This window comes from Halopiger thermotolerans (assembly GCF_054654555.1).
Genome location: NZ_BAAIEU010000004.1, coordinates 2,085,783 through 2,106,623, shown reverse-complemented (window position 1 = coordinate 2,106,623; position 20,841 = coordinate 2,085,783). Strand labels below are relative to the sequence as shown.

Here is a 20,841-nt window from a genome sequence, read left to right as displayed (position 1 = left end):
CTGCGTCCTCAGTCCTGCGCGACGCTCGGATGCATCGTCGGCTCCTCGTCGAGCGGTTCCGCGAACGCCTCGAGCAGTCGTTCCCGGGCCTGCTCGTCGCGCTCGCGCCGCTCCTCGTCGTCGATCTCCTCGCAGCCCGGCGGCACGTCGCGGCCGCGCCCGGTGAAGTACCCCTCCGGGACGACCCAGTCGTGGTAGAAGTTGGCGTCCGAATCGTGGATCACGGCGAGGCCGACCTTCGCGCCGTGGCCCGCCGCGACGATCGCCTGGTGGGGTTCGTCGGCGAGTCGGCCCGCCGCGTAGACGCCGTCGACGGCGGTCCGTCCGGCCTCGTCGACCGAGACGAAGTGCTTGCTCCCGCGCTGCATTCGGCCCACGTCGAGGGGGACGAGGTACTCGCTGTCGGACCACGAGGCCGCGATCACGCGCCGCGCTTCGATCGGTTCGCCGCCCTCGGTCTCGAGGACGAACCCCTGCTCGAGGTCCGATTCGTCGACCGGTTCGGCTCGCGTGACCCGCCCGAGTTCGAACTCGGCGCCGGCGTTGCGCGCCTGCTCGCGGGTCAGTTCGAGATACCGGCGCGCGTCGACGCCGTTCGGGAAGCCGGGGTAGTTCTCGAGGCTGGCGTTGCGCGCGAGGATGGACTCGCCGCCGTCTACGACGAGCGTGTCCAGTCCCGCGCGGGCGGTGAAGATCGATGCGGCCGTGCCGGCGACGCCGCCGCCGACGATGCAGACGTCTCGCATGGCGCGTCGTTGTGGGGCGCCGCTATAGAAGGTTGCCGTCCGAGCCGGTGTACCGCGACCGTGCGGTCGGTACCGTCGGTTCCGCGGTCCGCCCGCCGCGTCCGTCCACGACCGGTCGGATTTTCGGCCCTTCGTCGACGTTCATGTGATCGTGACAACAGAAATTTGGGCCGCGACGGTGACCGTTCGACCGATGTTCGCGACCGTCGCGTTCGTCCTCGCGCTCGCCGTCGGCCCCTTCGTCGCCTTCCGCGCGTACGCCCGCCGGGTGGCGGCGACCGACGCTCCGCTCGAAGACCGCCTCCACCGACTCCAGCGCGTCCAGCAGGGCGCCGGGTTCGTCCTTCCGATCGTCGCCATCGTCGGTCTCCACCTGCTCGAGGTGATCGACCGAACGACCGCCGTTCTCCCGCCCGGGCCGCGACTGTTCGGCGTCGGCGTCCTCGAGTTCGCGGCGATCATGCTCCTCTCGTTCGGACTCGTCGCCGTGCCGCTCGTTTCGATGGCGCTGGGAACGTACCCCACGGTCCGCTCGCTGCGGGAGATCGAGGCCTCGCCGTGGAAGGTCGCGAAGGGCGTTCTCGCGGCCCTGGCGATCGTCTGCGTCACGGTCGCGATCTCGATCGGCGGCCTCCTCGCGGTCATCTCGACCGTCGGATCGTCGCTTCCCGTTCTCCTGGCCGCGTTCGGCGCGATCGTCGCAGCCAGCTACGGCCTCTCGCCGTACCTGATCGCGCTCTTTCAGGACCGGGTGCCGCTCGAGGGGGCGGACCGCGAGCGCGTCGAACGGCTCTGTTCGGAACTGGACTACCGGCCGCGCGGAATCTACCTGCTCGAGGGCGAGTCGACCAAGACCGCAAACGCCCTCGTGGCCGGGACGATCCCCGGGTTCCGGTACGTCTTCCTCACCGATTACCTCCTCTCGGCGTGCGACGACGACGAACTGGCAGCGATCCTCGCCCACGAGTTCGGCCACGTCGCCGGCCGCCACCTCTGGCAGCGCGGCCTCCTGACGGTGGCCGTCTTCGGCGTCTGGATCGCCGGCGCCGACGCCATCGGGATCGGTGCACTCGAGGAGCGGTTCGGCTTCCTCGGCTTTTTCCTGCCGTTCATGGGACTGTACGCGCTGTACCACGTCGGCCTGCTCGGCGGCCTCGCGTACCGGCAAGAGTTTCGCGCCGACGCCTACGCCGCCCGCCGGGTCGGCCGGGCGGCGACCGCCGACGCGCTCGAGGTGCTCGCGTCGGCCAACGACGCGACGCGCGAGGCGGGGTTGCTCTACGCGCTCGCGACGCATCACCCACCGATCGCGGATCGGATCGAGGCGGTTCGGGACGCGGACGTCGCCGACGGGCATGGCGGCGACTCGGATTTCGACGCCGATTCCGACACCGACGTCGACCGCGATACCGACGCGGACGCCCGATCGACGACCGGCGACTGAACCGGTCGCCGAACGCCGGGCGGACCGGTTCGGCGCCCTGAAGACGATAGCAATCCTTACTTTCGAACCGCTCGTACGGCCCGGCGTGGACCGAATTCTCCTCAGTACCGTCGCCTACCGTCCGCCCGAGGAGGTATTTCCGTACGTGCGATCCTTTACCGACTATCCGCGGTATACGGACCACCTGAAGGAGGTCACGGTACACGGCGACGGCGGCGTCGGCTCCGTCTACGACCTGCGACTCGCCTGGTGGAAGCTCAGCTACACCGCCCGCTCGAAGGTGACCGACATCTCCGAGCCCCACTCCCTCGAGTGGCGGCTGCTCAACGACATCGACGCGCGCGGGGAGTGGCGCGTCGAACCGGCCCCCGAAGCGCTCCCCGCCGACGCGGCCACGGACGCCGAGACCGCGAGTCGGATCTACTTCGAGGCGGTCTACGACCCGCACTCCGCGAACGAGGACGCGATCTCGCTCCCCCGGTTCGTCTCCCTGGACTGGGTCGTCAAGAAGGTCCAGCCGCGGCTGCTCGACGAGGCCGAGACCGTCGTCGAACGGCTGGTCGCGGACATCGAAGGCCGGTCGCAGCCCCGCGACGCCGAGTTGACGATTCACGAGATGCCCTGAGCGGCCGCCCGCGTCGTCGCCGGGGAAATCCACTTACACGTCGCCCGTGAACCGCCGGGCATGGCTGCCGTTCCGGGTGAGCGGTCGTGCGCGTGATCGTCGTCGGCGCCGGCGAGGTCGGCTCGAGCATCGCCGAGAGCCTCGCGCCCGAACACGAGGTGGTCGTGATCGACCGCGACGAGGAGCGCGTCGAGGCGGTGACCTACGCCCACGACGTGCTGGCGATCGAGGGCGACGGCACCTCGATCGAGGTCCTCGAGGAGGCGGGCATCGAGCGCGCGGATCTGGTTATCGCGAGCACCGACGGCGACGAGACGAACATCGTCATCTGCGGCGCGGCGAAGGCCGTCACCGACACGTTCACGATCGCCCGCGTCAGGCGGACGAACCTGCTGCGGACGTGGGAGCGCTCCCGGAGCGCGTTCAGCGTCGACTTCATGGTCTCGACCGACCTGCTCGCGGCCGAGGAGATCGTCACCATCGCCGGCCTGCCGGGCGCGGCGGACGTCGACACCTTCGCCGGCGGGCTCGTCCGCATGGCCGAGTTCGATATCGCCGCCGACAGTCCCGTCGCGGGCGAGACCGTCTCCGAGGCCGACCGCTTCGAGTCGCTCACGTTCGCGGCGATCTTCCGCGAGGACGAGGTCGTCATCCCGCAGGGCGAGACGGTCATCAGACCCGGGGACGCCGTCGTCGTCATCGGGTCCGCGGAGAGCGTCCGCGAGTTCGCCGGCGCGGTGACGCCCGTGCCGATGCTCGCGGACGCGGACGAAGTCGTCGTCATCGGCGGCAGCGAGATCGGTTACCAGGCGGCGCGGCTGTTCGAGGACGAGGGATTCGAACCGCGGCTGGTCGAGCGCGACCGCCAGCGGGCCCGCGAACTGGCCGAACGGCTGCCCAACACCGTCGTGCTCGAGAGCGACGCGACCGACGCCGACTTCCTGATCCGCGAACACGTCGGCGACGCCGACGTCGTCGTCGCCGCGCTCGGCAGCGACGAGAAGAACCTGCTCGTCTCCCTGCTCGCGGATCGAGTCGGGGTCGAACGGACGATCGCCGTCGTCGAAGCGGCCGAGTACGTCGACCTCTTCGAGACCGTCGGGATCGACGTCGCGATCAACCCCCGCTCGGTTACCGCCGAGGAGATCACCCGGTTCACCCGCCAGTTCAGGACGGAAAACGTCGCGATGCTCGAGTCGGACCGCGCGGAGGTGCTGGAGATCGAGATCGACGAGGACAGCCTGCTGCTCGAGAATCGGATCAGCGACGTGATGCGGGAGTTGCCCGACGGCGTCGTCGTCGGGGCGATCACCCGCGACGGGCGGTTGATCACGCCGCGAGGCGATACCGTGCTCGAGCGGGGCGATCACGTGGTCGTCTTCGTCGATACGCGCGTGCTCGACGAGGTCGCGGCGGCCCTGTAGCGCCGGACTTGAGTCAACGCGTCGTCGCGGGCAGCGCGACGAGCGTCGACTCCGCGCGGTCGGCGGGCCGCTCGAGACGGCTCACCACAGAGTGTGGGGCCAGACGAAGGTGAACAGGAACCAGATGATTCCGGTCAGCACCGCGGTCATGACGACGTTTAGGACGAGACCGGCCCGGAGCATGTCGCGCTGTTCGACGTAGCCGCTGCCGAACACGATGGCGTTGGGCGGGGTCGCGACCGGGAGCGCGAACGCGAAGCTCGCGGCGATCGCGCCGGCGACGGAGAGGAACAGCGCCGTGGCGAAATCGGTGAGCCCGAGCGTCGCCGAGAAGACGCTCCCCAGGCTGATGAGGACGGGCACGATGATGCTCGTCGTCGCGGAGTTCGACGTCATCTCGGTCAGGAAGATCACCAGCAGCACGACCGCCCCGATGACGAGGACGATGGGCGCGCCGACGAGGCCGCCGAAGACGGTCTCGGCGATCCACTCGGTCGCGCCCGTGTCGGCGAGGGCGTTGGCCAGCGAGATGCCGCCGCCGAACAGCAGCAGGGTACCCCAGTCGATGTCGACCAGTTCCTCCCACTCCATCGTGTCGGCCAGCACGAGCGCCGGCACCGCGGCGACGCCGACCATCACGTAGTAGAGCAGCCCCTGGTGGCCCTCGAGGCCGAAGACCGTCATCCCGTCGCCGCCGAACAGCGACGTCATCCAGACGCTCGAGAGGTACGGCTCGAAGAAGTCGCCGAGGCCGCCGAGGATCCAGAGGCCGGCCGTCGCGGCGAAGATCAGCGCCACGCGCTTACCGCGCGGATCGAGTTCGCCGAGTTCCGCGAGCTGTTCTCGAGCGCTGCCGCGGGCCTCGGCGACGTCCGGGATCTCGGGCGGGTACAGCACGTAGGTCAGGATGAACCAGACCAGCGGGAGCGTCACGACGACGACCGGGAAGCCCACGAGGAACCAGTCGGTGAACCCGATCTCGTAGTCCAGGATGGCGTTGAGCTGGCCCACGAGGATCGCGTTCGGCGGCGTGCCGATGATCGTCCCGACGCCGCCGACGCTCGCGGCGTAGGCGGTCCCCAGCAGCATCGAAACCTGAATGTTCGTGAACTCGGCCGCCGTCGCCGCTTCGGCGGTCCCGCCGTCGGCGACCGTCTCGGTCGCCGGGGAGCCGGCGGCCTGCTCGTCGGCCGACGCGAGATCGTTTCGGTCGAGCACCTGCGTCAGGACGCCGACCGCGATGGGGGTCATCATCGCGGCCGTCGCGGTGTTCGAAACCCACATCGACAGCGCGGCGGTCACGAGCATGACCGCGAGGATCAGCCGCCGCGGCGAACTGCCCATCGTCGCGATGGTGTACAGCGCGATCCGCCGATCGATGTCGTACTTCTGGATGCCGTTCGCGAGCATGAAGCCCGCCAGAAACAGAAAGATGATGTGATCGGCGAACCCCGAAAGTGCGGTGTCCATGCTGTCGTAGACGCCGGTCCCGGTCAGCAACACGGGAATCGTCAGCGCGGTGACCGCCAGCGGTAGCGTGCCGGTCACCCAGAGGAAGCCCGCGAAGAACATCGTCGCGATCGCGTACTGTCCCGCCACCGAGAGGCCGGCCGGCGACGGCGCGGCGGCGATCGCGATCGTTCCGATGACTGCCACGAGGAATTTGACAATTCGCGCGCGAGACTGGCTCATGCGACCGTGTATCATTGATACATGCGACAATCCTCATTATTGTTCTTAAATCTTGCCATGAGGAGTCACACTGCACGCACCGCATCCGAAACGCGTCAAAAGTGGCGGACGATCGCCGCGACCTGTTCGCCGGTCAGTTCCGCGCCGTAGAGTTCGAGCAAGGTCCGCCGCCGGTCCCGAGAGAGCGACCGGTTGCCGCTCTCGAGCATCGAGACGTGCGCCTGCATGAGGTCGTCGATCTCCCGTTCGACCGCCCGCTGGTCGTAGCCGGCCGCCACCCTGAGCAACCGCCAGGCGAGCGGCGAGATGTCATCCGGATCCGGACCCGAATCCGGGACGTCGGAACAGCCCATGCCCGGTGGGTCGCGGGAGTATCAAAAGGATTTATTGAAATCGTTCGTCTCGAGCGACCGTCGCCGATTCGGAGCGGAGCGAAGCGACCGGCGGCGGCAACGGCGACGAACGACGGCGCTCAGTACGTGTACTCGCGGCCGCCGTCCTCGCTCGCGAGGAACGCCTCGAGTAGATCGATCGTCGCCGCGACGTCGTCGACGTGGGCCGTTTCGGTGACGGTGTGGAGGTACCGCGTCGGGATCGAGATGGCGCCGACGGGCTTCGCGCCCGCGACGTTCTGGAAGCCGGCCGTGTCGGTGCCGCCCGCGGGCAGGATCTCGAGCTGGTAGTCGATCCCCTCGTCCTCGGCGACGGCCTTCAGCCGGCGGTGGACCTTCGGGCTCGTGATGACGCTGCCGTCCTTGAGCTTGATCGCCGCGCCGTCGCCCAGATCGGTGACGTGCTCGCCGTCCTCGAAGCCGGGGACGTCGTTGGCGACGGTGACGTCCAGCGCGATCGCGAGGTCCGGGTCGACGTCGACGCCCAGCGCCTTCGCGCCCCGGAGGCCGACCTCCTCCTGGACCGTCGCGCAGAAGTGGATCGTCGCCTCGGGGCGGTCGCCGTCGGCCAGCCGGCGGGCCGCCTCGAGCATCGCGAACAGACAGACCCGGTCGTCCAGGGCCTTGCCGGTGATCGTCTCGCCCATCAGTTCGGTCGTCTGGTCCATCGTCACGAGGTCGCCGGGCGAAACTCGCTCCTCGAGCTCCTCGTAGGGGAGGCCGACGTCGACGAAGGCGTCCTCGACTTCGGGGGTCTTCTCGCGCTCTTTCTCGTCTAAGGTGTGGGGCGGCGGCGAGCCGATGACGCCCGGTAGGTCGCCGTCCGCCGTGTGGATCGTCACGCGCTGGGCCTTGAGTACCCGGGCGTCCCAGCCGCCCAGCGCCTCGAGTTCGACGAAGCCGGGGCCGTCCTCGCTGCCCCGCACGTGGCGGACCATGAAGCCGATTTCATCCATGTGTGCCGCCACTGCGACGGAGTAGTCCGAGTCGCTATCGCCCTCGAGCGTCCCGACGACGTTGCCCATCGCATCGGTTCGCACGCGGTCGACGGTGGCCTCGAGTTCCTCGACCACGAGCTCGCGGACGCGGTCCTCGTAGCCGGGGACGCCGCTCGTCTCGGTCAGTTCGGTCAGGAGTTCGACGTCGAAGGGAACGGATGCCATAGTGGACCGTTCGGCACGGGGAAAATAAAATCGCGGAAAGCGGTCGTTCGCCCGCCGACCGGCGGGCGGCGATTCGACGTGACGCTGTGGCACTCTCTGACACTGACCGCCGAGTATTAACGCGTCCGCACGCTACGGATGTGTATGTCTACCGTACGTGTTGCAGGGACCGGCATCACGCCGTTCGGCAACGCCCCCGAGCGGACGAGTCGGGACCTCTTCGGCGAAGCGAGCGCCGCGGCCTTCGAAGACAGCGGCGTCCCACCCTCGGACGTCGAGGCCGTGCTCTACGGCAACTTCATGGGCGAACTGTCCGAACACCAGGGCCACCAGGGACCGCTGATGGCCGAGGCCGCGGGCGTCGCCGCGCCCGCGACCCGGTACGAAGCGGCCTGCGCCTCGAGCGGCGCGGCGGTCCGCGACGCGGTGATGCGGATCCGCAACGGCGAGAACGACGTCCTCCTCGTCGGCGGCGCCGAGCGGATGACCAACCTCGGGACCGCCGGCGCGACCGAGGCGCTGGCCATCGCCGCCGACGACCTCTGGGAAGTCCGGGCCGGCATGACCTTCCCCGGCGCTTACGCGCTGATGGCGCAGGCGTACTTCGACCGGTACGGCGGCGACCACGAGGACCTTGCACACGTCGCAGTCAAGAACCACGAGAACGCCCTGAACAACGAGAAAGCCCAGTACCAGAGCGCGATCGACGTCTCGGACGTGCTCGAGGCCCCGCCGGTTTCCGCGCCGCTGGGCCTGTACGACTCGTGTCCGATCTCCGACGGCGCGGCCGCGCTCGTGCTCACCAGCGAGGAGTACGCCGCGGAACGCGACCTCGAGGCGCCGGTCGCGATCACCGGCACCGGCCAGGGCGGCGACCGGATGGCGCTGCACGACCGCGAGTACCTCGCGCGCTCGCCCGCGGCGCGCGAGGCCGGCGACGAAGCCTACGCCGACGCCGGCGTCGACGCGGGCGACGTCGACCTCGCGGAGGTCCACGACTGCTTCACGATCGCCGAGGTGCTCGCCCTCGAGGCGCTGGACCTCGAGGGAGTCGGCGAGGGGATCTCGGCGGCCCGCGACGGCCGGACGACCGCCGACGGCGAGACGCCGGTCAACCTCTCGGGCGGCCTGAAGGCGAAGGGCCACCCGGTCGGCGCGACCGGCGCCTCCCAGATCGCCGAGATTACGACACTGCTCGAGGGGACTCATCCGAACAGCGAGTACGTCGCAGACGCGACGACCGGCGTCGCGCACAACGCGGGCGGCACGGTTGCGAGCGCGACCGTCCACGTTTTGGAGGTGGTTGCATGAGTGAGCACTGCGAACGATTGCAACGACGCCGGAGTTTTGCTCCGGAGGTGGTCGCATGAGCGACGAATCCGAACTCGAGACCTCGGGCGTCCGCGACGCCGGCTTCGACGACTGGCTTGACGCCGCCGAAGACGGCAACGCCTACTACCTCGAGTGCGCCGACGGCCACGGCTCCCTCCCGCCGCGGCGGGTCTGCCCGGAGTGCGGCTCGACGGCCCTCGAGGAGCGCCCGCTGCCCGACACCGGCGAGATCGAGACCTACACGGTCACGCACGTGGCGACGCCCTCGTTCGAGGACGACGCGCCGTACGCGACGGCCATCGCCGACTTCGGGCCGGTCCGGCTGACCGGCCAGGTCGCCGGAGTCGATCCCGAGGCGGTCGAGCGGGGACTCGAGGTCGAAGTCGCGGTGACGGTCTCGGAGACGACGGGCGAGCGCGTGGTGTCGTTTCGGCCCGTCTGACGGCTAGATCGCCGAGAGACGCGCCGGAGCGAACCTCGCGGTTCGGTGGCCGTAGCCCCGCTCAGTAGAACTCCTCGTGGACGCGTTTCCCCTCGGTCTCGAGAACCGGTCCGTCGACCGTCGTCGACCCGCCCTTGCGGTCGATCACCTCCTCGCAGGGGATTCCGCTCTTTTCGTTCCCCCGTACGTTCGCCACTGACCTCCCGGAGACGCTGTAGACGACCCGATCCAACCCGGCGTAGTGGATCGCGGTCGCGCACATCTCGCACGGTTCGGTGCTGGTGTACATGGTGCAGTCCTCGCGGTCGGCGGCGTCGAGTTCGCGGGCCGCCCAGCGCGCGAGCTTGAGCTCGGGGTGGGCGGTGATGTCGTCCTCGGTCACCGTGGTGTTCCGCGAGCGCTTGACGACGGTATCGCCCACGACGAGCAGCGATCCGTACGGGGTGTTCCCGTCGGCAACCGCCTCGCGCGCGAGCTCGATCGCTTCCCTGACGTACTCAGCGTCCGCGTCCGTGTCCGTGCTCATACGGGTCCTTCCACCGCCAGCAGTTAGTAGCCGGCGCTGCGCACCGCGCTCGAGCGGCGATCGGCCGTACTCGAGGGCGCGTTTCGGCCGTCGTCGACGGCTACTTCGACTCCGACGCGTCGCCGTCCAGTTCCGGTCGCCGCCGACGGCGCCGCGCCGCGAGCAACCGCTTGAGTCGCTTGCCGGGGCCGCCCTCGATCGGCCACCCCTTCGTCCGCCATGCGGGCGGTTCCGGCTGAAAGTCGGGACACGAGCCGGCGCACTCCGCGGCGGTTTGACAGCCCCCTTTCGCGGTACAGTAGGGGAGCAGTTGTGCGCCGGCTGCCGGTCCCTCGGCGCGCAGTTCGAAGTGCCGACAGTCGGGCCGCATCGTGTCGACGAACGACCGCCAGCCCCGCTCGTACGCCCGTTCGGCGATGCGTTGGCGCATCTCCGCCTTCTCCGACGGATCGACGTACTCGAACCGCGCCGCCGACCCCCCGCGGTCGCCGTCGTCCGGCCGCTCGAGGATGCGCGTCCCCGGTTCGTCCACCGCGAGGCTCCGCGGGTACCACGCGACCGCGGCCGTGAGGCTATCGGGCTCGAGCGCCAGCACGCCCGCCTCGACGGGCAGATCCTCGAGGAGGACGGGCTCGACGCGCTCGCCCGTCTGCCGGGTGGCGACCCAGACCTCGTCCGCCAGCGCCATCGCGACGTCGTACTCGAGTTGCGGGCCCAGCGTCCGCGCGGCGCTGGCGTCCAGATCCGGTTTGTTCTCGATCGCGACGATGCGCTCGACCCAGTCGGGGTAGGGCCACCTGCGCCGGATCTGGATGCGGTTGCCGTCCTTGCGGGTCTCGAGGATGCCGCGATCGTCGGCCCGGTGGATCGCCTCGCGGACGTAGCGCCACGGGTAGCCGGGATGCGGGAGCGCGTCGCGGTAGTAGGTCCACTCCGCGGGCGCGTTCCGGACGACGTGCAGGAGGTCGCCGTCGAGTCGCTTCTGACCGAAGTTCGCGCGTCGCTCGAGGGCGTCGGGGTCGCACTCGATGACGATGGTGTCCCAGCAGCGGCGCTTGGTGCCGAGCTGGCGGGCGACGATCGCGGTCGGGTGGCGGTCGCCCGTACCGTCGCCGTCACCGTCACCGTTGCTATCCGGCGGCCACGCTCGCTCGGCCCACCGACAGGTTCGCAGCTCGAACTCGAACTCGGATTCCGTCGCGCGATCCACGTCGGCGGCACTTCGGCTCGCGACGCGAAATGCTGCTCGGTCGACCGTCACGCTCGAGCCGTCGGCTCGTCAGGGGGCGGGTGAGCAGAGAAACCGATAGATCACCGTAACGGCCCAGCGCAGGCCCTCGGTTCCGCTCGCGTCCGACGCTGCGACGCGTGCCGACGAGTCGATGGGCGGCGAGCGCAGTAGTTACTCCTCCTCGCGCTCGTCGAGGAACTCGTGGGCCTGCTCTAAGATCTCGCGCGGACCGTCCTGAGTGACGGTGTTTACAGCCTGTTCGTAATCGCGCCACTGCAGGTCGCGATGCTCATTTGAGAGTTCCGCGCTGGCCTCGAACGACTTCGCGATGAAGAGGTGAACGGTCTTGTGGATGGTCTTGCCGTTCGCCTCGAACACGTAGTCGTAGTCCTCGCGAAAGCCGTCGAGGAGCCGGAAATCTTCGATACCTGCCTCTTCCTTTACTTCGCGGATCGCCGTCTGTTGTAGCTCTTCATCTCCTTCGACACCGCCCTTCGGAAACTCCCAGTCGCCCGGGCGGCTCTTGAGTAGAAGATACTCGCGCCGGCCCCGCGTGTCGCGGAAGAGGATCGCGCCTGCGCTCGTAGCTTCGACTGCCATTAACTGGACTAATACGTACGACGTTAAGAGAATATCGGACTGTTCGTCCAGCGTACACTGTTCGGCTCGCGGTTTCGTCGGCTTCCTGAATCACGTCACTGAACCGTCGAATCGGCTCGGACAGCCCCTCCCACCCGATCTCAGCAAGCTTTTACGCGCCGGCCGTTGACGATGTCGTATCCATGACCTTCGTCACCCGGCTCACGCTCCAGAGCGGCGATCGCGCCGCCCTCGAGGGCATCGTCGACGACATCAAAGCCACCGCCGAACGGAAGGGCGCCGCACTGAAGGGGCCCCACTCGCACCCGCCGGAGAAGCTGTCGGTCCCCCAGCGGTGCCGACTTCACGCGGACGACGATCGGCGATTCTCCTCGTGGACCTACACCGTCTTCACCCGCGAACTCGAGATCCACGGCCACGACCAGTTCGCCCGCGACGTCGCCGCGCGGGAGTTCCCCGACTCGATCCACGTCGAGGTCGAGGTCGAACAGCTCCGCGGGACCGGGCGAACGAACTAACCACAGTCTATCGGAGTCGTTCGGTCACGGCCCCGATTCTGCCGCACCAATTGCTCCAGTCATCGTTTCGTCGGCTAACGGTCCGTTAGCGCGTCAAATCAGCCGCATAACTACGGTCGAGGTCGCCGTCTCGCCGGTCGTCATCCATGTCGAACGATCGACCTGCGACCACTGCACGGCGACGGTTCGTCCAGTTGCTCGGTGCGGGAACGGCGCTCGGTACCGTCGGTTCGACGGCGGCCGTCGCTGGCGACGAATCAACGACAGGAACGAGGAAGGGAGATTCTGACTGTCCGAGCGACTACGACGAGGCCGGACTGGTAACGCACGAAAGCGATGCCGATTTCGAGACGACCGTCGCCCGGGTCGAACCGGCTCTCGAGGAGCGCGATCTGACGCTCGTGACGACCGTCGATCACGCGGCGAACGCCGCGTCAGTCGACGAATCGCTCCCGCCGACGACGCTCTTTCTCTTCGGCAACCCCGCCGTCGGGACGCCGTTGATGCAGGCACAGCGTTCGATTGCGATCGACCTCCCGCAGAAATTGCTCGTCTGGGCGGCCGACGGCGACGTCTACGTGACCTACAACGACCCACAGTACCTCGCGCACCGCCACGGACTCGAGGGCGAGGAACTGCGTAATCGGATCGCGACCATCGCCGACGCACTCGAGGGCCTCGCCCTCGCCGTCGCTCGAGGCGAGTAGCCGGTCGCCCGACCGGACGAGAATCGCCTCCGCCGATCGAATCGACGGCTGCGGGCGCCGTCAAAGGTAGAGTACTTTTTACGCTCCCCGATGAGGTCGAGGTATGACCGCGGACGACCTCGTCTCGCTGCGTCGCGACCTGCACCGCAGACCGGAACCGGCCTGGCGCGAGTTCTACACCACCGCACGCATCGTCGAGGAACTCGAGTCCCGGCTGGGCGACGACCTCGCCGAACTCCACGTCGGGCCCGACGCCATCGAAACGGACCAGCGGCTGGCGGTTCCCGACGACGCCGAACTCACCCACGCCTACCAGCGAGCCCTCGAGACCGACGCCGACGAGGAGATCCTCGAGCGACTCGAGGGGGGCTACACCGGCGCCGTCGCTGTCTTAGAGCGCGGCGAGGGGCCGACCGTCGGCCTGCGGGTCGACATCGACGGGCTCCCGCGGGCGGAGTCCGACGACCCCGAGCACGTCCCCGCCGCCGAGGGCTTCCGCTCGGAGCACGAGGGCGCGATGCACGCCTGCGGCCACGACGCCCACGCGACGATCGGCGTCGGCGTCCTCGACCAGATCGCCGAGAGCGACGGCTTTTCGGGCACGCTGAAGGTGTTCTTCCAGCCCGCCGAGGAGGTCATCGGCGGCGCGAAGTCGATGGCCGAAAGCGAGCACATCGAGGACGTCGACGCCCTGCTCGCCTTGCACATCGGGCTCGATCATCCGACCGGCGAGATCGTCGCCGGCATCGATGGCTTCCTCGCGGTTCGGCACCTCGAGGCCGAGTTCTCGGGCGAACCGGCTCATGCCGGCGGCCACCCCGAGCAGGGGCGCAACGCCGTCCAGGCGATGGCCACGGCCGTCCAGAACCTCTACGGGATTCCGCGGCACAACGACGGGAAGACCCGGGTCAACGCCGGCGTCGTCGAGGGCGGCAGCGCCTCGAACGTCATCCCCGAGTCGGCCCGGATCGTTACCGAGGTCCGCGGCGAGACGACCGACCTGATGGATTACATGACCGACGAGAGCCGGCGCGTCCTCCGGTCGGCCGCCGAAATGCACGAGTGCGAGGTGGCAATCGAGATCGGCGCCGAAGCGCCGAGCGCGACCAGCGATCAAGAGCTCGTCTCGATCGTCGAAGATGTCGCCAGTGGCGTTGACGGTGTGGACAGCGTCCTCGAGCGCGACGAACTCGGCGGCAGCGAGGACGCCACGTATCTGATGCAGGCGGTCCAGGACAACGGCGGCACGGCCTGCTACGTCGGCGTCGGCACCGACCACCCCGGCGGCCACCACACCGCGACGTTCGACGTCGACGAGGACAGCATCCAGCACGGGATCGACACGCTCGCGGGTGCGATCGAGCGGATCGGTCGCGGTCGATAGCCGCGTCCGACCCAAAATCTTCTTGAAAATCCTACCAGTACGGAGACTAGACAGTGCATCCCTCCGTCTCGGTAGTCGACCGATCCGTGTCACTGCACCCGCTCGCGCTCGAGGTGCCGTCGTCGTGAACCGATCGACGCGTCTCTGGATCGGCCTCTGGATTCGAATGGCGGTCGCCACGGTGATCGCCTGTTTCGGCATCGCGATCTTGCTCCCGCTCGAGGTACTCGCAGTGGGAGCGATGGTGATCATCTTTCTCACCGTCGTACCGCCGATGATAACCGCATTCTTGCTGTTCTACGGTGTTTGGGTCGTCGTCGCAGGGATCTACCGGCGCGTAATTCCTGCTCCGCTGGTCGTCGGCCGAATCACACACAACGGGATGGCCGACGCCGTCGAATCGGTCGCCCGCACCGCGGCCCGGCCCGCGGCCGGTGCCTCCCCGCGTCAGTTCGCCGGTGCGGCCGCGGGACTGGTCGCCTGGTACGTGGGTCTCGCCGTCGTCGCACACGACGCGACCCCGCGACCGCTTTCGATCGTCCTCGTCGGTGCCGTCGTTATCGGCGTAGTTTTCGCGGTGTACCACACGGGACGGACCATCTACGACGAACTGAAACGCGGCGGGACCGTCCAACGACAACTCGAGGCGGATGCCGAGACCGTCGGTTCGACTGACGGCTTGGAACAGGAGCGGGAACGGACTTCCGCCGCCGAGATCGCCTCCGTCGACGAGTTGCAATCGCGGGTTGATCGACTCGCGAGGCAGGTCGACATCCCGGCACCGACGGTCCGACTCGGCTGCGCGCAACAGCCCATCGCGGCGACGGCTGGGCTCCGCTCCGACGCCTCGACGATCGTCGTCTCGCGGGGCCTCGTCGAGACGCTCGAGGACCGCGAACTCGATGCCGTCCTCGCCCACGAAATCTCTCACGTCGTCAACCGCGATGCGGCGATCCTGACCCTGCTCTCGATGCCGGCCGTGAAAATCGACGCGATGCTCGAGGCGGCCGAGAGTCGCAACCGCGAAGAGGCCGACCCGCAGTCCCCGATCCGCCATCCCTTCCTCATTTTCATCGGCCTGTTCGTCGCGGCGCTCAACCGGTGGGCCGTCGCGGTCGCTGCCCGCTACCGCGAGTACGTCGCCGACCGCGGCGCCGTCGCGCTCACCGGCGATCCAGCAGCGCTTGCGAGCGCCCTCGAGACGCTCGACGCCGACCTCGAGGATCGTCCCACGAGCGACCTTCGGGGTCACCGCTCGACGGCGGCGTTCTCAATTGTGCCGCCGCCGTGGGACGAGCACCGCTTTTTCGATCGTATACGGCGGTTCATCGCTCGAACGATCTTCGGCACTCACCCGCCGACCGAAAAGCGGATCGACCGGCTCAGAAACGCGATCGGCGACGTCGACTGAGCGCTCGAGAACGACCGGCTACCGATGGGTTTTACTGTAACTCGCGGAACCTATCCGACGGTCGAAACGAGAGATGGGTCTACCTGAGCCACACTACTTGCCCAACGCTGATCGACGCGACCGCAGGTTCGCCGAGACGTCGTTTCGAGGTGATTCACCGTGGCGCTGCAACGCCAACTGAACCGCGTTCGGATCGCGCTCTGGTGCCGGATGGCGTTTGCGGTCGCCCTGCTGCTACTCGCGCTACTCGTGCTCGTCGCGCTCGAGGCGGCACTGCTCGCGGTCGCCTCGGCGGCGCTCCTGATCGTTCCGTACCTCGCGGCGACCGTCGTCCTCGAGAACCCGCCGCTCGCACTCGTCGGTACGACGGTCGTCTACGCCGGGCTGGTGTTCGCGCTCGGGTGTGCTGCCCGTGCGATGGGAGCGGACGATCACTCCGAGACCGCCGTCAACGCCGTTACGGGAGCGTACGTCGTGGTCGTCCTCTCGTCCCTGGCCGCCGTCGGCTACACGGTCGTCGAGATTCTCTCGTACTCGGTCGAGGCCGCCGTGTTGCTCTGCGGGGTGCTCGTCGCCGGCGGATACGTCAGCGGCCTGTTTTTCATGGCCGATAGCTGGTCGAACACGGATGCCGAGGATCGGTCGGTCGATTTCTCGGCCCATCTCGACAGTGACGACGGAGACGATAGCGACACGGTCGGGATTCAGACCGAGATGCGACGCGTGCTCGAGGAGTTCCACCACACTGCGGGACTGCGGGAGTATCTGCTCGCGGTGACGGCGACAGTCGCCGCGCTCGGGGCCGTGTACACCGGTGCCACGGCCATCCCACGCTTTTACCACCTGCCCGCACTCGCTGCCGCCGGAAGCTTCTGTCTCGTCGGCGCACAGGTCGGCGCGACCGCTCGGTCGGAGGTGACGGGCGATACCGCGGTGCTCCGGAATCTCGAGCACACCGTCGGATTCGACGGAACCCAAACGACAGGGTCTGACTCGGAACGCACGTCCGAAGCCGAACGCGAGGACAGAGAGCGGCAGTCGCTCCAACGGATCGTCGATCGACTCGCTGCACAGGTCGCCGTCCCCGCGCCGGAGGTTCGGGTCGGCTCGAGCGCAACCCCGACGGCCGTCACCGCCGGCTACCGCCCTGCGACGTCGACGATCGTCGTCTCGCGGGGTCTCCTTGAGGAACTCGAGGATCGCGAACTCGAGGCCGTGCTCGCCCACGAACTCGCCCACGTGATCAACCGCGATGCGGCCGTAATGACGTTTCTCGCCGTGCCCGGCGCTAACGCCAACGCGGCGATCGTTCGGCACGTCATCAATCCGGTCGTCGCGATACCGGCCGCGGTCGCGTACGCGGTAAGCCGGTGGTGCATCGCTGTCGTCTCGAGCACTCGGGAGTACGCGGCCGACGACGGCGCCGTCGCGATCACCGGCGATCCCGCAGCGCTGGCCAGCGCCCTCGAGAAACTCGACGCCGAACTCGAGCGCCGCCCCTCGAGCGACCTTCGAGAGTCGCGGTCGACGGCGGCGTTCTCGATCGTGCCGCCACCGTGGGAGGAGCACCGCTTTTTCGACCGGACGCGGCGGTTCGTCAACCGGCGGATCTTCGGTACCCATCCGCCGACCGAAAAGCGGATCGAGCGACTTCGTACTCGAGCGTAATTTCGCCGTTCCACAAACCGCACTGGCCGGGAGCGGGCTTCGAGCACTGCGAGAAGCGCGCGACTCGGGGGAGGGCAGGCTATAGCCAGCGTATTCACCGCGAGCGACCGTCGGGAGCGAGCGGGCCGACGACCGACGTGGAGGACGCTACGCGTCCGAAACGGAGGGAGGAGTGCTTTTCATCGAAGCTAAGCGGAATCTTCGATTCCGCGAGGTCCGAGAGAGCTTCGCTCTCTCGAGATTTTACCGAGGGCGCGGCGAAGCCGCGCCCGCAGCGCAAAAGTTTGTCTTTAGTACTTCGGGTCCGCCCCGGTCGTCTCGTACACCTGCTCCATCAGGTCGTCGCGGCGCTGCTGCCAGTGCTCGAGCGCGGCCGGATGGTCGGGGTAGTGCTCGTAGAGTTCGAGCAGGTCGTCGGCCCGCCGTTTGGTCTTGAAGAGGTTCAGGATGGTGCCCCAGTGGCCGTAGCTCTTGTAGAGGCTCTCCGCAGCGAGTTTCGGGCCGATACTCGTACTGCCGGAGTAGAGCGCTTCGGCCAGCTTCTCGCCGGGCATCGCGGCGAGCAGCCCCATCAGGTCGTCGACGTCGACGGCCGTCGAGAGGATGTTGTAGACGTCCAGAGCGGCGTAGCGGGCCCCGAAGTGGTCCATCACGCGCTCGTTGTACTCCCAGAACGTTTTCTCGCTCACGTCGCCGGTCTCGAGGCCCTCGATCGCGGCCTCGGCGGCGTACTTGCCGGCGTAGGCGGCGCCGGCGATGCCGCCGCCGGTGGTGGGGTTGACGTGGCCCGCGGCGTCGCCGACGGCCATGTAGCCCGGGTGGACCGCGGAGTCGTAGGGACGGCGCGTCGGGAGTGCAGCGCCGAGTTTGTCGTCGACCTCGGCGTTGCGGAACTCCCGGCGGTTCTCGAGGTCGCGCTTGAGGTCGTCGACGAGCTTCATCGGCTCCTCGGTCATCTGGAAGCCAAGCCCGACGTTGATCTCGGTGTCGGTGCGCGGGAAGTACCAGAGGTAGCCGGCGGCGCGCTCGGTGGGCTTGAACACCAGCGCGTCGTCCCACGGGACGGGTTCGTCGACGGTGACGATCTCGCGGTAGGCCGAACAGAAGTGCGAGTAGTCGACGTTCGTATCGAAGGTGGAGCTCGAGAAGTCGACGTAGTCCTGCAGGACGGACAGCGAGCCGGCGGCGTCGATGACGACGTCCGCGTCGTAGGTTTTGGGCTCGCCCTTGCGGATCGCTTCGACGCCGGTGACGGTCCCCTTCTCGTCGTCGGCCTGAACGACGTTTTTCACGACGGTGTCGTAGTGAATCTCCGCGCCGGCCTCGGCGGCGCCCTCGATGATCCGCTTGCCGTACTCCCAGCGGTCGATGACCGCCAGTTCGCCGGGGACGGGGATCTCGAGGACGGTGTCCTCCTGCGGAATTTCGAAGCGACCGTGGTCGACGTCGGTGTTCGTGAATGCGGGTTCGATCTGCGACTTCGGGATCGAGTCCGGGAAGGCGCTGGCGCCCTTCAGCGCATCCCCGCAGGCGATGTGGCCCGCTTCCTCCTCGGACTTGCGCTCGAGGACGACGACGTCGTACCCCTCGCGCGCGATGGTCGCTGCGGCGTAACAGCCTGCAGTCCCGGCACCGACGACGACGACGTCCGCCTCGCGGGTTCCGGTTCCGCTCCCGGTCGTCGGAGCGGTCCCCGACTGGTCCTGCGTACTCATACCGAGAGTGTGGACACTGCGGTAAGAAAACGTTTTATGGTCGATTCGTCCCGGGGACGGAGCCACGATGGGTCAACCGGGGATTTCCGCCGGATTCGGAACGATCCGACGCGCGGTACCGAGCGACTACGAACCGGCGTGAGCCGAACGTGAGCGGCGCGGAGAAAGTCGTCGCCTCCTGACGGACGGATCCCGTAATAAAGAGTTTTAGTCGGGTCTGCCGTAGCGGAGGGTATGACCGAGTACACTGTCGAGTTCGTCGGGACGGGTGAGACGATCACCTGTTCGGACACCGAGACGATCCTCAGCCGGTGTCTCGAAGAGGGGATCGCCCAGGAGTATTCCTGTCGCGTCGGGATGTGTCTGGCCTGCTCGGCCGAAATCGTCGAGGGCGAGGTCACCCAGCCTGCGGCCCGCGCGCTCACCGAGGAGGAAGCCGAAAAGTACGCACTAACCTGCATGGCGCGTCCGCAGTCGGACCTGAAACTCGACCGCGGGAAGTACCCGCCGAGCATCGAGGACGAAATCGACGTCGAGGGCGAGGGCGGCGACGACCCTGCGGTCGCGGACGACTGACTGCCGTCGCGTCGTGTTCTTTCAGTCTGCGCTCTGCGATCAGCCGGTAACCGCGCAGTTGTTCGGCCCGAGTTCCAGTTCGAACGCCGTCTCCGAATCGACGTCTTCCGCTCCGAGGTTCGCGGCCACGATGCGCTCGTGGTTTGCCGGCCGCGGCGGCCGGTCGCTCGTGACGTGTTCGACGAACTCGGCTTCGGCCATCGAAAACGCCTCGAGTCGGTCGCGCAGGTCCCCGAGCGTCGCCGCGTAGGTGCCGTCGGTCTCCCGCGGGTCGGCAGCGTCGCTGTAGTGACCCGGCGCGACCGTCGTCTCGTCCGGCAGTTCTGAGAGGGTATTCTGGAGGGTCCCGTAGAGCCGTCGAGCCGCGTCGGGCGCGCCCTCGTCGCCGCGCTCGAGATCGGGTCGGCCGACGCCCTCGAGGAACAGCGTATCGCCGGTGAACAGGACGTCCCCGAGCCGGTAGGAGAGCGATTCGGTGGTGTGGCCCGGCGTCGCGACGGCGGTCAACGTGACGTCGCCGACGCGGAGTTCGTCGCCGTCCGCGAGGGTCGTCGCCTCGAACGCGAGCCCGCGATCGCGAGCGCCCTCGGGGACGACGGCCATCGCGTCGGTTCGGGACTCGAGGGCGCGGACGCCGCTGATGTGGTCGGCGTGGACGTGCGTATCGACGGCGTACGTCAGTTCCGCGTCCCGATCGGCGGCATCGGCGACGTAGCGGTCGGCGAACGCCCGAAGCGGATCGATCACCGCTGCCTCGCCGCCGCTGTAGATCGCGTAGGCCAGACAGCCGCTCGAGGGGCGGTCGTACTGGACGACCGTCGCGGTGGCGCCATCGAGGCCGAGGTCGACCTCGAGTTCGCGGACCACGTACAGATCGGCCCAGGCGTCCATCCCGCCGGCGAGGTTCTGCGCGTTGACGCCCGCATCCCGGAGGAGGTCGACGGCGTGGTCGCTGGCCTCGCCGCGGCCGCAGACCGCGACGATCGGTTCCGCGAGGTCGGCCGCGAGGTCGTCGACATCGCCGGTTGCCTGGGCCTGGATGAACTTCATGTGGGGGATCTGGACTGCGTCGACGCCCTCGCCCTCGATGTGCCAGCGGTCGAACTCGTCGCGGTCGCGGACGTCGAGGACGGTCAGCTCGTCGCCGGCCTGCAGCCGCTCGGCGAGCGTCTCGGGTGTGATCGTGGTCGGATCGTCGAGCGCCGCCTCGTTGTCGGACATGTCGTCGCATACGCCCCCGCGGCG

Annotated in this window: 20 protein-coding genes; 11 read left to right on the top strand and 9 right to left on the bottom strand. The window is 68.2% G+C overall.

Annotated features, from left to right (window positions below; all coding sequences use genetic code 11):
- Window positions 1-8: 8 nt before the first annotated feature.
- Complete coding sequence (locus tag ACYQ26_RS18270; RefSeq protein WP_459810314.1) at window positions 9-746, bottom strand: NAD(P)/FAD-dependent oxidoreductase; 738 nt, start codon at window positions 744-746, stop codon at window positions 9-11.
- A 151-nt stretch (window positions 747-897) separates the two neighbouring features.
- On the opposite strand from ACYQ26_RS18270, the gene ACYQ26_RS18265 reads away from it, so the two are divergent.
- The 3 genes from ACYQ26_RS18265 to trkA all read left to right on the top strand — a co-directional run bounded on the left by ACYQ26_RS18265 (window position 898) and on the right by trkA (window position 4,239).
- A complete protein-coding gene (locus tag ACYQ26_RS18265) occupies window positions 898-2,190 on the top strand; it encodes a M48 family metalloprotease (protein WP_459810313.1) in 1,293 nt (430 codons plus the stop codon).
- Window positions 2,191-2,275: 85 nt separating this feature from the next.
- The gene (locus ACYQ26_RS18260) at window positions 2,276-2,815 is read left to right on the top strand and encodes an SRPBCC family protein (RefSeq protein ID WP_459810312.1); all 540 of its coding nucleotides are present in this window, start codon (window positions 2,276-2,278) and stop codon (window positions 2,813-2,815) included.
- Window positions 2,816-2,901: 86 nt separating this feature from the next.
- The gene (gene trkA, locus ACYQ26_RS18255; protein ID WP_459810311.1) at window positions 2,902-4,239 is read left to right on the top strand and encodes a Trk system potassium transporter TrkA; all 1,338 of its coding nucleotides are present in this window, start codon (window positions 2,902-2,904) and stop codon (window positions 4,237-4,239) included.
- Window positions 4,240-4,320: 81 nt separating this feature from the next.
- Here trkA and ACYQ26_RS18250 read toward each other — a convergent pair whose 3' ends face one another.
- From ACYQ26_RS18250 to ACYQ26_RS18240, 3 genes are all read right to left on the bottom strand, one after another.
- The gene (locus ACYQ26_RS18250) at window positions 4,321-5,946 is read right to left on the bottom strand and encodes an SLC13 family permease (RefSeq protein WP_459810310.1); all 1,626 of its coding nucleotides are present in this window, start codon (window positions 5,944-5,946) and stop codon (window positions 4,321-4,323) included.
- An 80-nt stretch (window positions 5,947-6,026) separates the two neighbouring features.
- Window positions 6,027-6,284: a hypothetical protein gene (locus ACYQ26_RS18245; protein ID WP_459810309.1), complete on the bottom strand. Its 258-nt coding sequence runs from the start codon at window positions 6,282-6,284 to the stop codon at window positions 6,027-6,029.
- A gap of 119 nt (window positions 6,285-6,403) precedes the next feature.
- Window positions 6,404-7,486: a M42 family metallopeptidase gene (locus tag ACYQ26_RS18240; RefSeq protein ID WP_459810308.1), complete on the bottom strand. Its 1,083-nt coding sequence runs from the start codon at window positions 7,484-7,486 to the stop codon at window positions 6,404-6,406.
- A gap of 144 nt (window positions 7,487-7,630) precedes the next feature.
- Between ACYQ26_RS18240 and ACYQ26_RS18235 the strand changes: the two genes are divergently transcribed.
- Both ACYQ26_RS18235 and ACYQ26_RS18230 read left to right on the top strand, forming a co-directional pair.
- On the top strand, window positions 7,631-8,797 hold the full coding sequence (locus tag ACYQ26_RS18235; protein WP_459810307.1) for a thiolase C-terminal domain-containing protein: 1,167 nt from the start codon (window positions 7,631-7,633) through the stop codon (window positions 8,795-8,797).
- A 55-nt stretch (window positions 8,798-8,852) separates the two neighbouring features.
- Window positions 8,853-9,260: a Zn-ribbon domain-containing OB-fold protein gene (locus ACYQ26_RS18230; RefSeq protein WP_459810306.1), complete on the top strand. Its 408-nt coding sequence runs from the start codon at window positions 8,853-8,855 to the stop codon at window positions 9,258-9,260.
- Window positions 9,261-9,321: 61 nt separating this feature from the next.
- Here ACYQ26_RS18230 and ACYQ26_RS18225 read toward each other — a convergent pair whose 3' ends face one another.
- The 3 genes from ACYQ26_RS18225 to ACYQ26_RS18215 all read right to left on the bottom strand — a co-directional run bounded on the left by ACYQ26_RS18225 (window position 9,322) and on the right by ACYQ26_RS18215 (window position 11,617).
- On the bottom strand, window positions 9,322-9,786 hold the full coding sequence (locus tag ACYQ26_RS18225) for a nucleoside deaminase (RefSeq protein ID WP_459810305.1): 465 nt from the start codon (window positions 9,784-9,786) through the stop codon (window positions 9,322-9,324).
- Window positions 9,787-9,886: 100 nt separating this feature from the next.
- On the bottom strand, window positions 9,887-10,996 hold the full coding sequence (locus tag ACYQ26_RS18220; RefSeq protein WP_459810304.1) for a DUF5787 family protein: 1,110 nt from the start codon (window positions 10,994-10,996) through the stop codon (window positions 9,887-9,889).
- A gap of 192 nt (window positions 10,997-11,188) precedes the next feature.
- Complete coding sequence (locus ACYQ26_RS18215; RefSeq protein ID WP_459810303.1) at window positions 11,189-11,617, bottom strand: bis(5'-nucleosyl)-tetraphosphatase; 429 nt, start codon at window positions 11,615-11,617, stop codon at window positions 11,189-11,191.
- Window positions 11,618-11,799: 182 nt separating this feature from the next.
- Here ACYQ26_RS18215 and ACYQ26_RS18210 point away from each other — a divergent pair, with 182 nt between their 5' ends.
- The 5 genes from ACYQ26_RS18210 to ACYQ26_RS18190 all read left to right on the top strand — a co-directional run bounded on the left by ACYQ26_RS18210 (window position 11,800) and on the right by ACYQ26_RS18190 (window position 17,305).
- Entirely contained in the window at window positions 11,800-12,135 is a 336-nt protein-coding gene (locus ACYQ26_RS18210; RefSeq protein WP_459810302.1) for a 30S ribosomal protein S10, read from the top strand.
- A gap of 146 nt (window positions 12,136-12,281) precedes the next feature.
- Entirely contained in the window at window positions 12,282-12,842 is a 561-nt protein-coding gene (locus ACYQ26_RS18205; RefSeq protein ID WP_459810301.1) for a DUF302 domain-containing protein, read from the top strand.
- A 103-nt stretch (window positions 12,843-12,945) separates the two neighbouring features.
- Window positions 12,946-14,226: an amidohydrolase gene (locus tag ACYQ26_RS18200; RefSeq protein WP_459810300.1), complete on the top strand. Its 1,281-nt coding sequence runs from the start codon at window positions 12,946-12,948 to the stop codon at window positions 14,224-14,226.
- Between the two features lie 166 nt (window positions 14,227-14,392).
- Window positions 14,393-15,637, top strand: a complete 1,245-nt coding sequence (locus ACYQ26_RS18195) for a M48 family metallopeptidase (RefSeq protein WP_459810763.1) — start codon at window positions 14,393-14,395, stop codon at window positions 15,635-15,637.
- Window positions 15,638-15,796: 159 nt separating this feature from the next.
- Entirely contained in the window at window positions 15,797-17,305 is a 1,509-nt protein-coding gene (locus ACYQ26_RS18190; protein WP_459810299.1) for a M48 family metalloprotease, read from the top strand.
- A 290-nt stretch (window positions 17,306-17,595) separates the two neighbouring features.
- Here the strand turns inward: ACYQ26_RS18190 and ACYQ26_RS18185 are convergent, their stop codons facing one another.
- Complete coding sequence (locus ACYQ26_RS18185; protein WP_459810298.1) at window positions 17,596-19,020, bottom strand: geranylgeranyl reductase family protein; 1,425 nt, start codon at window positions 19,018-19,020, stop codon at window positions 17,596-17,598.
- Between the two features lie 234 nt (window positions 19,021-19,254).
- On the opposite strand from ACYQ26_RS18185, the gene ACYQ26_RS18180 reads away from it, so the two are divergent.
- Window positions 19,255-19,596: a 2Fe-2S iron-sulfur cluster-binding protein gene (locus tag ACYQ26_RS18180; protein ID WP_459810297.1), complete on the top strand. Its 342-nt coding sequence runs from the start codon at window positions 19,255-19,257 to the stop codon at window positions 19,594-19,596.
- A 39-nt stretch (window positions 19,597-19,635) separates the two neighbouring features.
- On the opposite strand, the gene ACYQ26_RS18175 is transcribed toward ACYQ26_RS18180, so the two are convergent.
- On the bottom strand, window positions 19,636-20,817 hold the full coding sequence (locus ACYQ26_RS18175; RefSeq protein ID WP_459810296.1) for an MBL fold metallo-hydrolase: 1,182 nt from the start codon (window positions 20,815-20,817) through the stop codon (window positions 19,636-19,638).
- Between the last annotated feature and the right edge of the window lie 24 nt (window positions 20,818-20,841).

Excerpts from the sequence above, each read along its gene's own strand:
- ACYQ26_RS18270 (WP_459810314.1), bottom strand. The coding sequence starts at position 746 with ATGCGAGACGTCTGCATCGTCGGCGGCGGCGTCGCCGGCACGGCCGCA.
- ACYQ26_RS18250 (WP_459810310.1), bottom strand. The coding sequence starts at position 5,946 with ATGATACACGGTCGCATGAGCCAGTCTCGCGCGCGAATTGTCAAATTC.
- ACYQ26_RS18245 (WP_459810309.1), bottom strand. The coding sequence starts at position 6,284 with ATGGGCTGTTCCGACGTCCCGGATTCGGGTCCGGATCCGGATGACATC.
- ACYQ26_RS18240 (WP_459810308.1), bottom strand. The coding sequence starts at position 7,486 with ATGGCATCCGTTCCCTTCGACGTCGAACTCCTGACCGAACTGACCGAG.
- ACYQ26_RS18235 (WP_459810307.1), top strand. The coding sequence starts at position 7,631 with ATGTCTACCGTACGTGTTGCAGGGACCGGCATCACGCCGTTCGGCAAC.
- ACYQ26_RS18230 (WP_459810306.1), top strand. The coding sequence starts at position 8,853 with ATGAGCGACGAATCCGAACTCGAGACCTCGGGCGTCCGCGACGCCGGC.
- ACYQ26_RS18225 (WP_459810305.1), bottom strand. The coding sequence starts at position 9,786 with ATGAGCACGGACACGGACGCGGACGCTGAGTACGTCAGGGAAGCGATC.
- ACYQ26_RS18215 (WP_459810303.1), bottom strand. The coding sequence starts at position 11,617 with ATGGCAGTCGAAGCTACGAGCGCAGGCGCGATCCTCTTCCGCGACACG.
- ACYQ26_RS18210 (WP_459810302.1), top strand. The coding sequence starts at position 11,800 with ATGACCTTCGTCACCCGGCTCACGCTCCAGAGCGGCGATCGCGCCGCC.
- ACYQ26_RS18205 (WP_459810301.1), top strand. The coding sequence starts at position 12,282 with ATGTCGAACGATCGACCTGCGACCACTGCACGGCGACGGTTCGTCCAG.
- ACYQ26_RS18200 (WP_459810300.1), top strand. The coding sequence starts at position 12,946 with ATGACCGCGGACGACCTCGTCTCGCTGCGTCGCGACCTGCACCGCAGA.
- ACYQ26_RS18195 (WP_459810763.1), top strand. The coding sequence starts at position 14,393 with ATGGCGGTCGCCACGGTGATCGCCTGTTTCGGCATCGCGATCTTGCTC.
- ACYQ26_RS18185 (WP_459810298.1), bottom strand. The coding sequence starts at position 19,020 with ATGAGTACGCAGGACCAGTCGGGGACCGCTCCGACGACCGGGAGCGGA.
- ACYQ26_RS18180 (WP_459810297.1), top strand. The coding sequence starts at position 19,255 with ATGACCGAGTACACTGTCGAGTTCGTCGGGACGGGTGAGACGATCACC.
- ACYQ26_RS18175 (WP_459810296.1), bottom strand. The coding sequence starts at position 20,817 with ATGTCCGACAACGAGGCGGCGCTCGACGATCCGACCACGATCACACCC.